This is a genomic window from Mesorhizobium sp. M1E.F.Ca.ET.063.01.1.1 (genome assembly GCF_003998155.1).
Lineage (GTDB): Bacteria > Pseudomonadota > Alphaproteobacteria > Rhizobiales > Rhizobiaceae > Mesorhizobium.
The window spans coordinates 1-10,538 of the sequence record NZ_RZSC01000143.1; the positions used below are offsets into that span (position 1 = coordinate 1).

The following is a 10,538-nucleotide window of genomic DNA, read 5'->3' on the forward strand; positions in this document are numbered from 1 at the left end:
CGTCATGCCGGCATTTGCCCGGCTGCCGGCGGCGGGCGGCATCGCCGCAATGAATTCGATCAACGTCACCGTGATCACGCCGACCTTCATGACGGCGCTCTTCGGCACCGGCCTGATCTGCCTGGCGCTGATCGCGGCCGCCATCATGGGCTGGAGCCAGCCGGGCTCGTTCTGGCTGCTTGCCGGCGCTGTGATCTACCTGATCGGCAACCCGATCGTGACCATGGTCTTCAACGTGCCGCTCAACGACGCGCTCGCTGCCGTCGATCCGGCGAGCGCGAACGGCGCCACGGTATGGACAAACTATCTGAGCGAATGGGTGATGTGGAACCATGTCCGCACCATCACCGCGATCGTGGCGATGGCATGCTTCATCATGGCTTTGATCTGAAGACAGCACTCCGCCATGCAAAAACCCCGCCTCAGGCGGGGTCTGTCTTCTTGTGCGTTTTGCGGTCGGCATGACCGAGATCGCGATCCGGGTCGATGACGTCGCGGACCAGCTGCTTGAGTTTCGCCGCGTCCGGAAAGCCGCCGTCGCGCTTGCGCTCCCATATAAGCTGATCGTTGCAAGCAATGGTGAAGATGCCGCCGGTGCCCGGCACCAGCGTCACCTCGCCGAGATCGGTGCCGAAGGTCGACAGCAGTTCCTGCGCCATCCAGCCTGCACGCAACAGCCACAGGCATTGCGTGCAGTAGGTGATGCGGATGGTCGGAAGCGGCTTCTCGTTCATATCGGATCGCGCAGCCGGTCAGGCCGCGCTGAGCTTGGCCATCGTCTCGTCGTCGACCTCGAAATTGGCGTAGACGCTCTGTACGTCGTCGTCGTCCTCGAGGGTGGCGACGAGCTTCATCAGCGACTGCGCCCGCTCTTCATCGACCGGGACATTGTTCTGCGGCTGCCAGATCGGCTTCACCGATTCCGCTTCGCCAAGCGCGGCTTCGAGCGACTTCGACACGTCGCCGAGATTCTCGAAGCTGCAGTAGATGGTGTGGCCTTCCTCGTCCGACTCCACGTCGTCCGCGCCGGCTTCGATCGCGGCTTCCATCACCTTGTCGGCGTCACCGGCCGAGGCCGGATAGTAGATCTCGCCAACCCGGTTCCACATGAACGACACCGATCCGGTTTCGCCGAGCGCCCCGCCGGCCTTGGTGAAGGCGGCGCGTACGTTCGAGGCCGAGCGGTTGCGGTTGTCGGTCAGCGCCTCGACGATCAGTGCCACGCCGCCCGGGCCGTAGCCCTCGTAGCGCACGGCTTCGTAGTTTTCGCCGTCGCCGGCGGAAGCCTTGTTGATGGCGCGCTGGATGTTGTCCTTCGGCATCGAGACAGCCTTGGCGTTCTGCACGGCAAGACGCAGCCGCGGGTTCATCGCCGGGTCCGGCGTGCCGGTCTTGGCGGCGACGGTGATTTCGCGCGCCAGCTTGGAAAACATTTTCGACCGCACCGCGTCCTGACGGCCCTTGCGGTGCATGATGTTCTTGAACTGTGAATGGCCAGCCATGGCACCCCTGTCGTGTTCGGCTAGAGCATTTTTCGACCGGGCGCGATGACCCGGCATCGGCAAAATGCTCGAATTCAAATTTCCAGAACGTCTGGGCCATGCCTGCGAAGGCATGCGGCGCTCTCTGTCGGAATGGCCGGCTTATAGATAAATCGGCTCAATTCGTCCAGCCGCGCCGTCGGCCCGGTGTCAAGGCAGCCTGGCATATGTCTGGCGCGGACCGGATCAACCCTCCAGATCGGATTTGAGCCGGTCGAGGATGGTGATCGCGTGGCCGGCATACTGGCTGATCCAGCGGTCGTGGATCTGCTTGATCGGCAAAGCGTTGAGATGGTTCCAGCGTTCGCGCCCCTCGCGCCGCGCCACGACCAGATCGGCCTCTTCGAGCACCTTCAGATGCATCATCACTGTGCAGCGGTCCATGTCCGGAAAAGCCTCGCAGAGCGCGCCCGTGGTCCTCGGCTGATCCTTCAGGCGGTCCAGCAGCTCGCGCCGGCGCGGATGCGCCAAAGCCTTGAAAACATGGTCGTCCGCGGTTTGACTTGACATGTTATATTTCTATAACATATCGTTTGGACGATCAAGGAAGGAGCTGTGGATATGTCCCTTGGATTCAGGATTTCCGGGCGCATCGGCAAACCGGTCGCCGAGGTCTTCGACGCGGTGGTCAATCCGACGAAGCTCAGCGGCTACTTCACCACCATCGGCGGCGCCTCCGCCCCACTGGTCGCCGGCACCACCGTGACCTGGTGGAAGACGGTGCCTGTCGAAGTGGACGAAGTGACGAAAGACAAGCGCATCGTGCTGCGCTGGGACGCGACCGACGCCGAGGGCAAACCAGCCTACAAGACCCGGATCGAGATGAATTTCGAACGGCTGGATGACGGCGGCACCTTCGTCACCATCGCCGAGAGCGGCTGGCGCGAAGGCGAGGTTGGCCTTAAGAAATCCTACCTCAATTGCGAGGGCTGGTCGCAGATGCTGGCCTGCATGAAGGCCTATCTCGAATACGGCATCAATTTGCGCGACGGCTACTATCGCGCCGAGTTGAAGGGCGAGCCCGCCAACGAAACCAACATCTGAGCCCAATCTCGGAGCCAGGGAGGATTGCTGTGAAAGTAACCCCGTTCCTGATGTTCGAAGGCCGGGCCGAGGAGGCCATGACCCTCTATTGCGAGACCATTCCGGAAAGCAGCATCCTCGACGTCACGCGCTACGGTGCAGGCGAGGATGGACCCGAGGGAAGCGTCAAGCTGGCACGCGCCTCGATAGGAGGCACGGAGGTGATGATCTTCAACAGCCCGGTGCATCACGCTTTCGCCTTCACGCCGTCATTCTCGTTCTTTGTCGACTGTTCGTCCGACCAGGAACACGAGCGCATTATCGACGTTCTGTCCAAGGACGGTTCGTTCCTGATGCCGCCCGGCAATTACGGCTTCAGCCGCCGTTTCGCCTGGCTCAACGACCGGTCCGGCGTCTCCTGGCAGATCAACCTGCCCTGACCAATTTCAGGAGGATCCAGTGGAACTCAAAGAAGCCCCGACCGCTGAAACCGCAATGCTGATCCGCCGGCCGGTTGCCGAGGTCTTCGAGGCCATCGTCGACCCGGCGATCACCACGAAATTCTGGTTCACGCATTCAAGCGGAAGGCTGGATGGCGGCAAGCCGGTCGAGTGGGAATGGCGCATGTACGGCGTCTCGACCAGGGTCGAGGTCAGCGAGATCGTTCCCAACGAAAAGATCGTCATGCAGTGGAGCGAGCCGCCGACCATGGTGGTCTGGACCTTCACCCAGATGCCTGGCGATGCGACCTTCCTCGAAGTCCGCAATTTCGGCTTCGCCGGCTCCGGCGACGAGCAGGTCAGCCAGGCGATCGATTCAACCGGCGGCTTCACGCTTGTGCTGGCCGGAGCCAAGGCGTGGCTGGAACAGGGGCTGACGCTCGGCCTGATCGGCGACCGTTACCCCAAGGGCCTCTCGGCCGGGTAGAGGCCGGCCGCTGTGGCTGCGGCCTCAATGCCCTTCGCCGGACCTCTGCTTCTTGCGGTTCCGCGCCAGCATGTTGAGCCCCTCGACCAGCGCCGAAAATCCCATCGCCGTATAGATGTAGCCCTTGGGCACATGGTAGCCCATGCCGTCGGCGATCAGCGTCATGCCGATCATCAGCAGGAAGCCGAGCGCCAGCATGACGATTGTGGGATTCCTGGCGATGAAATTGGCGAGCGGCGTCGCCGCCAGCATCATCACGCTCACCGCCACGATCACCGCGATATACATGATGGCGATCTCGTCGGTCATACCGACGGCGGTGATGATGGAATCGATCGAGAAGACGAGGTCGAGCAAGAGAATCTGGAAGATCGCGCCGGCAAGGCTCAACTGCAGCGTGCCCACCATCGTATCCTGATGGTCCTGCGGGTCGACCGTGTGGTGTATTTCCTTGGTCGCCTTCCAGACCAGGAACAGGCCGCCGGCGATCAGGATCAGGTCGCGCCAGGAAAAGCCATGCCCGAGCGCCGTGAACACCGGCGCCGTCAACTGCACGATGATCGAGATGGTGGCGAGCAGGATGAGGCGCATGACCAGCGCCGCCGAGATGCCGAGCCTGCGGGCGCGGGCGCGCTGCGCTTCGGGCAGCTTGTTGGTCAGGATCGAGATGAAGATCAGATTGTCGATGCCGAGCACGATCTCCAGCACCACCAACGTCAGCAGCGCGATCCACGCGGTCGGATTGGAGACGAAGGCGAAGTGCGGCGCCAGGAATTCGACAAGCTGCATGGAGGTCGTCCCCTCTACGATCCGGAGCAATTCCAGGAAAAGTGCGTAGCGGCTTTCCGTCTGGAATTGCGTAGAAACAAATGTTTGGAGCAGTTTTTCGCGGGTTTCGTCGCCAGTTAGGTACTGGCCTCGCTCATATCAATGTCACGACCAGAAGGATGGCGCCGTTTCCTCCAGCCGCGGCCCGCGACGAAACGGCGCGATCTTCTCGGCAAGCCCCGTGCGGTCGGAAATATCGACACCGATGCCGCACAAGGTCGCGGGTCCATTCGCTGCCTCGAAACGGCCCTTTGGCACTTTCGACAGGAAGCGGTTGAGTGGCTCCTCCTTGTCCATGCCGAGCGAGGAATCGTAGTCGCCGCACATGCCGGCGTCCGAGATATAGGCGGTGCCGCCGTTGAGGATCTGGTGGTCGGCGGTCGGCTGGTGCGTGTGGGTGCCGACCACCAGGCTGGCGCGGCCGTCGACGAAATGCGCGAAGCACATTTTTTCCGACGTCGCCTCGGCGTGGAAATCGATCACCGCCGCATCCGCCTGCTCGCCGAGCGGACAGGCGGCAAGCTCGCGCTCGCCGGCCTGGAACGGATCGTCGAGCTCAGGATGCATGAAGACGCGGCCCATGATGTTGGCAACCAGCACCCGCGCGCCGTTCCTGGCGATGTAGACACCCGAGCCGCGCCCCGGTGTGCCCTTCGGGAAATTGGACGGGCGCAGGAACCGCTCCTCGCGCGGCGCGAAGATCAGCGCGTCGCGCTGGTCCCAGACATGGTTGCCGGTGGTGACGACATCCGCGCCGGCCGCGAGCGTTTCGCGAAAAATCTCCTCGGTGATGCCGAAGCCGCCGGCGGCATTTTCGCCATTGACGATGACGAAGTCGAGCTTGAAGTCGGAAATCAGCCCCGGCAGTTGTTCCCACACCGCCGTGCGCCCAGTTTTTCCGACCATGTCGCCGAGGAAGAGAAGTCTCATACGATCCTGCGCCGAAAGCCCGCCAAGTAAAAGCTGCATGACTTTCCGCAAAAGATCATGCGTTTTTCAAACGCATTTCTACAATTGCGGCGTGAACCGGCGCAACCCGCTCTCGGTGAGTATTTCCGGGATGATCACGTCGTGGTTCTCATCCGGCACCATCGGAACTTCCTGGCAGTCGAAGGCGATACCGATCATCCTGGGTGTCAACCCCTTGTCGGCCAGCCGGGCGATCGCCCGGTCGTAATAGCCGGCGCCGTAGCCGATACGGTGGCCGCGCGCGTCGAAGGCGGCAAGCGGCACCAGCATGAGGGAGGGGTCGAGCACTTCAGCCTCCTCATGCGGCCCGACCGTGCCGAAGCCCATCTCGACCATCGGCGCGCCACGCACCAATTCGCGGAAGACGATCGTGGTCTTGTCGAGGATCGCCGGCAGGCAGAGCCTGGCGCCCTTTTCGCGTAGCGCGAACATCAGCGGCCGCACATCGACCTCGGAGCGCATCGGCCAGAAGCCGGAAACAACCTGGCCCGGTTCGACCGCGATTTGCTCCTTCGCGGTTTCGGCCATTTCGAGCGCGATTTCCACCCGCCAGAACTCGTCGAGCGCATCGCGCCGCGCCAGCGCTTCCTTGCGGAGATGTCTTTTCAGGTCTTTGGAATGTGTCATGCGCAGACGCTAGAAAAGGCCGGATCTGGATGGAGTTTCAGGAGCGACGTTTTCTACCGCGCCAATCCCAAATCGGGAAAGTGACGATCCACACAACCGGTGGAGAGGTCGATCCCGGGTGCCTACAAAGTAGGTGGGCGCCGTGTGAGAAAACCCACGGGTCTTCCCAGGGACAGCTCCCTAAGGATCGATAAGGCCCCGGGGATAAGTTTCTCCTGCCGGGAAGCGCAGACCGCCAGCGCCAATATAGGCCGATGGTTAGCCGAGCGCCAGAAGGACGGCCGTCCAAGGGCCGGCAAAAATGTGCCGTGCACCTTGCGGCGCTGCTGCGCCTTGCACAGCCGGGGCAGCGTCCTTACGGTCGCGGCCAGACGATCGGGAGAAAAAATGCGCTTCGAAGGCACCGCGGCTTACGTCGCCGACAAGGATCTGATGGTTGCGGTCAACGCCGCGATCGCGCTTGAGCGGCCCTTGCTGGTCAAGGGCGAGCCGGGCACCGGCAAGACGGAGCTCGCCCGTCAGGTGGCGTCAGCGCTCGGGCTGGATTTCATCGAATGGAACGTCAAGTCGACCACCAAGGCGCAGCAGGGTCTCTACGAATACGACGCCGTCTCGCGGCTGCGCGACAGCCAGCTCGGCGACGACCGTTTCAGCGACATCAGGAACTACATCAAGCGCGGCAAGCTTTGGGACGCTTTCGCGGCCCGGAAGAAAGTGGTTCTGCTGATCGACGAGATCGACAAGGCCGACATCGAGTTCCCGAACGACCTCTTGCAGGAACTCGACCGGATGGAGTTCTTCGTCTACGAGACCGGCGAGACCATCCGCGCCGATTTCAGGCCGATCGTCATCATCACCTCGAACAACGAGAAGGAACTGCCGGACGCTTTCCTGCGCCGCTGCTTCTTCCACTACATCCGCTTCCCCGACATCGAGACGCTGCATCGCATCGTCGACGTGCACTATCCGGGCATCAAGCAGAACCTGGTGCGTGCCGCGCTCACCCAGTTCTACGAGATCCGCGAGGTACCGGGGCTCAAGAAGAAGCCGTCGACCTCCGAAGCGCTCGACTGGATCCGCCTGCTCGTCGCCGACGACATCGCGCCGGAGGACCTGCGCGCCGACCCCAAGAACGCGCTGCCGAAACTGCATGGCGCGCTGTTGAAGAACGAGCAGGACGTGCATCTGTTCGAGCGGCTTGCCTTCATGGCCAGGCGCCAACAATAGCTGGCAGCAATAGGCAGGCAGCAACAGCGCTTTCCTGGCCTCTGGACCGTTGCCGGCATTCGGCCGCTGCCGCAGCTTCGGACCAGGCATTGGAGGAGAAAAATGTCCGAGATCACCACCCGCCCGCTCGCGCAGACCGACCACGCCGACTGGCGGCGCCTGTGGACCGCCTACCTCACCTTCTACGAGACCAAGCTGCCGGACGAGGTCTACGACGTCACCTGGAAGCGGCTGTTCACGCCGGGCGAGTTCGAGCCGAAGGGTTTTATCGCCACGCTCGATGGCAAGGCGGTGGGCCTGACCCACTATCTCTACCACCGCTCCTGCTGGTCGGAAAAAAACAACTGCTATCTGCAGGACCTGTTCGCCGACCCGGACGTGCGTGGCAAAGGCGTCGGCGCGGCACTGATCAAAGCCGTGCAGGACGAGGCCGGCAAGATCGGCGTGAAGAACGTCTACTGGATGACGCACGAGACCAACGCCACCGCGCGCCGGCTCTACGACCATGTGGCGCGGCGCACCGGCTTCATCGAATACGATCTGCTATAAGGGGCCGATGTTCATCCCCTTTTTCCTCGAACTGAAGGCCGCGCGGGTTCCCGTTTCGCTCCGGGAGTATCTGTCGCTGCTGGAAGGCTTGGAGGCCGGGCTGGTCGACTACGACGTCGAGGGCTTTTACTACCTGGCGCGCTCGGCCCTGGTGAAGGACGAGCGCCACATCGACCGTTTCGACCAGGTGTTCACGCATGTCTTCAAGGGCGTCGAGGCGCTTTCCGGTCCCGACGCCGTCGATGTCGCCAATATCCCCGAGGAATGGCTGCGCCGGCTCGCCGAAAAGCACCTGACCGACGAGGAGAAGAAGTTGGTCGAGGCGCTGGGCGGTTTCGACAAGCTGATGGAAACCCTGAAGCAGCGGCTGGAGGAGCAGAAGGGCCGGCACCAGGGCGGCTCGAAATGGATCGGCACCGGCGGCACCTCGCCTTTCGGCGCCTATGGCTACAATCCGGAAGGCGTGCGCATCGGCCAGCACGAGAGCCGGCATCGCCGCGCGGTAAAGGTCTGGGACAAGCGCGAGTTCAGGAATTTCGATGACGCCGTCGAGCTCGGCAAGCGCAACATCAAGGTGGCGCCGAAGCGGCTGCGCCGCTGGGTGCGCGAGGGCGCCGAGGAAGAATTCGACCTGCCCGGCACCATCCATGCCACCGCCGAACATGGCTATCTCGACGTGAAAACCCGGCCCGAGCGGCGCAACGCGGTGAAGCTTCTGATGTTCTTCGACGTCGGCGGCTCGATGGACGATCATATCAAGGGCGTCGAGGAACTGTTCTCCGCCGCCCGCGCCGAGTTCCGCCAGCTCGAATATTTCTACTTCCACAACTGCCTTTACGAGCGCGTCTGGAAGGACAATCGACGGCGGCTTGCCGAGACGATCCCGACCTTCGACCTCATCCACAAATACGGGCCTGACTACAAGGTGATCGTGGTCGGCGATGCCTCGATGAGCCCTTACGAGATCGTGCATCCCGGCGGCTCGGTCGAGCACTGGAACCCGGAGGCCGGCGGTGTCTGGCTCGGGCGGCTGCTGCAGCAATGGCCGAATGCGGTGTGGCTGAATCCGGAAGCTGAAAAGAACTGGCGCTACACCCACTCGATCGCCATGATCCGCGACATCTTCGGCGGCCGCATGTTCCCGCTGACGCTCGCCGGGCTTGAGGCCGCTACGAAACAGCTCTCGAGGAAGCATTGAGCGTGGTGGCAACTACAAATCGCCAAAGTCGGCGCCGCCCCTCATCCCCCTGCCGGGACCTTCTCCCCGTATAGTGACGGGGAGAAGGGGGCTGGCCGCAACCTCGGCGTCCTTCCTGCAATGCTGGCGATTAGCGAAACCATCAATGAGAGCGCCCTTCTCCCCGTCACTATACGGGGAGAGGATGCCGGCAGACAGGTGAGGGGCAGCGCCAACGATAATAGGCACGGGCTAATTCGAAACCAGCGGCGATTGCCCGGTCAGTCCCGGTACTGGGCAGGCCTGTAACAAATGCCTATGTTGGGGCGAATATCGGTTGCACCAACAACGAGCCGCCAAGGCCGAGGAGATTTCATGGACACCCACGCCTTTCCCGTCACCCGCAGCGATGCCGAATGGCGCGCACGGCTGACGCCGGAGCAATATGCCGTCATGCGCAACCACGGCACCGAGCGTCCCGGAAGCTGCGCCCTGCTTTATGAGAAGCGCGCCGGCACGTTCTTTTGCGTCGGCTGCGACCAGCCGCTGTTCGAATCCAAGCTGAAATTCGAGAGCGGCACCGGCTGGCCGAGCTTCAACGATCCGGTCCCGGGCTCGATCGAGACCACCGTCGACCGCAGCTACGGCATGGTCCGCACCGAGTGCCACTGCTCGCGCTGCGGCAGCCATCTCGGCCATGTCTTCGAGGACGGCCCGCCGCCGACCGGCCTGCGCTACTGCATCAACGGCGTGGCGCTGCGCTTCGAGCCGGCGGCCTGACCGGCGCCTGACCAGCATTTCCAAGGGCGGCTTCGGCCGCCCTTTTTGTCTGAGCGGCATCGGGCGCCCGTCAGGCAATAACTGTCGCGATCAGCCAGAGCGCCGAGCCCAGCATCATCAGCGTTGCCTTCGTGCCGCCGGCCTTCTCCGCCGTTCGCCAGACTGCCAGGGCGAGAAAGATGTTGTAGGGCACCGGCAGGAGATGCACCGTAAGAACCAGCCAGAGCGGCAGCTTCAGCCCGAGCAGGACGAGCGCCACCGCCGACGAGGCGATGTTGATCGCCGTGCCGATGAGCAGCATGTCGCGCCAGAACAACCGGTCGAGCGGCGTTTTGCCTTGCCAGCGGGATTTGAAGAAGTCCGCCGCCATAGGCCAGCTAGTCCTGCCTCAGCACTTCAGTCACGGCGCGCTCGAAACGCGAGCATTCCGTCGCCAGCCAGTCGGCCATGGCCGGCCAGTTGTCCTCGGCGAAGCAGTTGACCCGCCACTGCGAGTTGATGCCAAGGTTTTGCGCGCTCTGCTCCGGCCTGAGCTTCAGTCGGGCCTCGATTGCCGGCTGGAAAGGCTTCAGCCTTGTCCAGACTTCCGTTGCGCCGAGCTTTTCGTTGCGGCCGAAGAAGACGCCGACCACATTCTCGCTCGGCGCGACATACATGGAAAGAACCAGGCCGAACTCCGGCAGCCCGCGCTGCCAGAACCACGGCCCGCGTCTCGCCAGGCGGGCTCTCTCTTCCGGATGCCGCTCGGCGAACAGCGTCCAGAAGCCGCGATGGCGGAACTCCGAAGCGCGATGGCCGCCGAAGTCGAACTCACTCATGGCCGGCCCCGGCCATGAGGCTTAGACCATCCCGAGCGCGGCCTTGTACAGATCGAGGATGGACTCCTCCTC

General features: G+C 62.9%; 16 protein-coding genes and 1 other RNA gene. 8 read left to right on the plus strand and 9 right to left on the minus strand.

Features of this window, described 5'->3' with window-relative positions; translation table 11 throughout:
• Positions 1-391: anthrone oxygenase family protein (locus EOA29_RS13175; protein ID WP_127220986.1), on the plus strand; the 391-nt coding region annotated here is incomplete at its 5' end.
• Between the two features lie 31 nt (positions 392-422).
• Here the strand turns inward: EOA29_RS13175 and EOA29_RS13180 are convergent.
• The 3 genes from EOA29_RS13180 to EOA29_RS13190 form a co-directional block, all read right to left on the minus strand.
• On the minus strand, positions 423-734 hold the full coding sequence (locus EOA29_RS13180) for a SelT/SelW/SelH family protein (protein ID WP_126091420.1): 312 nt from the start codon (positions 732-734) through the stop codon (positions 423-425).
• Between the two features lie 18 nt (positions 735-752).
• Positions 753-1,502 (minus strand): YebC/PmpR family DNA-binding transcriptional regulator, encoded by a 750-nt coding sequence (locus EOA29_RS13185; RefSeq protein ID WP_126091419.1) that lies wholly within the window; start codon positions 1,500-1,502, stop codon positions 753-755.
• A 225-nt stretch (positions 1,503-1,727) separates the two neighbouring features.
• Entirely contained in the window at positions 1,728-2,051 is a 324-nt protein-coding gene (locus EOA29_RS13190; RefSeq protein WP_126091418.1) for a metalloregulator ArsR/SmtB family transcription factor, read from the minus strand.
• Between the two features lie 51 nt (positions 2,052-2,102).
• Here EOA29_RS13190 and EOA29_RS13195 point away from each other — a divergent pair, with 51 nt between their 5' ends.
• From EOA29_RS13195 to EOA29_RS13205, 3 genes are read left to right on the plus strand one after another with little or no spacing between them, the layout of a single operon-like run.
• On the plus strand, positions 2,103-2,585 hold the full coding sequence (locus EOA29_RS13195; protein WP_126091417.1) for an SRPBCC domain-containing protein: 483 nt from the start codon (positions 2,103-2,105) through the stop codon (positions 2,583-2,585).
• Between the two features lie 23 nt (positions 2,586-2,608).
• Positions 2,609-3,004: a VOC family protein gene (locus tag EOA29_RS13200; protein WP_126095708.1), complete on the plus strand. Its 396-nt coding sequence runs from the start codon at positions 2,609-2,611 to the stop codon at positions 3,002-3,004.
• Between the two features lie 19 nt (positions 3,005-3,023).
• Entirely contained in the window at positions 3,024-3,491 is a 468-nt protein-coding gene (locus tag EOA29_RS13205; protein ID WP_126091416.1) for an SRPBCC family protein, read from the plus strand.
• 24 nt (positions 3,492-3,515) lie between these two features.
• Here the strand turns inward: EOA29_RS13205 and EOA29_RS13210 are convergent, their stop codons facing one another.
• From EOA29_RS13210 to ssrS, 4 genes are all read right to left on the minus strand, one after another.
• Entirely contained in the window at positions 3,516-4,280 is a 765-nt protein-coding gene (locus tag EOA29_RS13210; protein WP_126091415.1) for a TerC family protein, read from the minus strand.
• 144 nt (positions 4,281-4,424) lie between these two features.
• Positions 4,425-5,249 carry a YmdB family metallophosphoesterase gene (locus EOA29_RS13215; protein ID WP_126091414.1) on the minus strand — a complete coding sequence of 275 codons (825 nt, stop codon included), beginning with the start codon at positions 5,247-5,249 and terminating at the stop codon, positions 4,425-4,427.
• Positions 5,250-5,327: 78 nt separating this feature from the next.
• Complete coding sequence (locus EOA29_RS13220) at positions 5,328-5,915, minus strand: 5-formyltetrahydrofolate cyclo-ligase (RefSeq protein ID WP_126091413.1); 588 nt, start codon at positions 5,913-5,915, stop codon at positions 5,328-5,330.
• 81 nt (positions 5,916-5,996) lie between these two features.
• A non-coding RNA gene (ssrS, locus tag EOA29_RS13225) (6S RNA) lies at positions 5,997-6,152 on the minus strand.
• 150 nt (positions 6,153-6,302) lie between these two features.
• Here ssrS and EOA29_RS13230 point away from each other — a divergent pair.
• The 4 genes from EOA29_RS13230 (at position 6,303) to msrB (ending at position 9,648) form a co-directional block, all read left to right on the plus strand.
• Complete coding sequence (locus EOA29_RS13230) at positions 6,303-7,142, plus strand: MoxR family ATPase (protein ID WP_126091412.1); 840 nt, start codon at positions 6,303-6,305, stop codon at positions 7,140-7,142.
• A gap of 102 nt (positions 7,143-7,244) precedes the next feature.
• Entirely contained in the window at positions 7,245-7,691 is a 447-nt protein-coding gene (locus EOA29_RS13235) for a GNAT family N-acetyltransferase (protein WP_126091411.1), read from the plus strand.
• 7 nt (positions 7,692-7,698) lie between these two features.
• Positions 7,699-8,889, plus strand: coding sequence for a VWA domain-containing protein (locus EOA29_RS13240; protein WP_127220987.1), 1,191 nt, complete (start codon positions 7,699-7,701; stop codon positions 8,887-8,889).
• 354 nt (positions 8,890-9,243) lie between these two features.
• Positions 9,244-9,648: a peptide-methionine (R)-S-oxide reductase MsrB gene (gene msrB, locus EOA29_RS13250; RefSeq protein ID WP_126091409.1), complete on the plus strand. Its 405-nt coding sequence runs from the start codon at positions 9,244-9,246 to the stop codon at positions 9,646-9,648.
• 70 nt (positions 9,649-9,718) lie between these two features.
• Here msrB and EOA29_RS13255 read toward each other — a convergent pair whose 3' ends face one another.
• Both EOA29_RS13255 and EOA29_RS13260 read right to left on the minus strand, forming a co-directional pair.
• Positions 9,719-10,018, minus strand: coding sequence for a hypothetical protein (locus EOA29_RS13255; RefSeq protein ID WP_126091408.1), 300 nt, complete (start codon positions 10,016-10,018; stop codon positions 9,719-9,721).
• Positions 10,019-10,025: 7 nt separating this feature from the next.
• Positions 10,026-10,466 (minus strand): DUF4268 domain-containing protein, encoded by a 441-nt coding sequence (locus tag EOA29_RS13260; RefSeq protein WP_126091407.1) that lies wholly within the window; start codon positions 10,464-10,466, stop codon positions 10,026-10,028.
• Positions 10,467-10,538 lie beyond the last annotated feature (72 nt).

Coding starts and splice junctions, on each gene's coding strand:
- EOA29_RS13180 (WP_126091420.1), bottom strand. CDS start 734: ATGAACGAGAAGCCGCTTCCGACCATCCGCATCACCTACTGCACGCAA.
- EOA29_RS13185 (WP_126091419.1), bottom strand. CDS start 1,502: ATGGCTGGCCATTCACAGTTCAAGAACATCATGCACCGCAAGGGCCGT.
- EOA29_RS13190 (WP_126091418.1), bottom strand. CDS start 2,051: ATGTCAAGTCAAACCGCGGACGACCATGTTTTCAAGGCTTTGGCGCAT.
- EOA29_RS13195 (WP_126091417.1), top strand. CDS start 2,103: ATGTCCCTTGGATTCAGGATTTCCGGGCGCATCGGCAAACCGGTCGCC.
- EOA29_RS13210 (WP_126091415.1), bottom strand. CDS start 4,280: ATGCAGCTTGTCGAATTCCTGGCGCCGCACTTCGCCTTCGTCTCCAAT.
- EOA29_RS13215 (WP_126091414.1), bottom strand. CDS start 5,249: ATGAGACTTCTCTTCCTCGGCGACATGGTCGGAAAAACTGGGCGCACG.
- EOA29_RS13220 (WP_126091413.1), bottom strand. CDS start 5,915: ATGACACATTCCAAAGACCTGAAAAGACATCTCCGCAAGGAAGCGCTG.
- EOA29_RS13230 (WP_126091412.1), top strand. CDS start 6,303: ATGCGCTTCGAAGGCACCGCGGCTTACGTCGCCGACAAGGATCTGATG.
- EOA29_RS13235 (WP_126091411.1), top strand. CDS start 7,245: ATGTCCGAGATCACCACCCGCCCGCTCGCGCAGACCGACCACGCCGAC.
- EOA29_RS13240 (WP_127220987.1), top strand. CDS start 7,699: ATGTTCATCCCCTTTTTCCTCGAACTGAAGGCCGCGCGGGTTCCCGTT.
- msrB (WP_126091409.1), top strand. CDS start 9,244: ATGGACACCCACGCCTTTCCCGTCACCCGCAGCGATGCCGAATGGCGC.
- EOA29_RS13255 (WP_126091408.1), bottom strand. CDS start 10,018: ATGGCGGCGGACTTCTTCAAATCCCGCTGGCAAGGCAAAACGCCGCTC.
- EOA29_RS13260 (WP_126091407.1), bottom strand. CDS start 10,466: ATGAGTGAGTTCGACTTCGGCGGCCATCGCGCTTCGGAGTTCCGCCAT.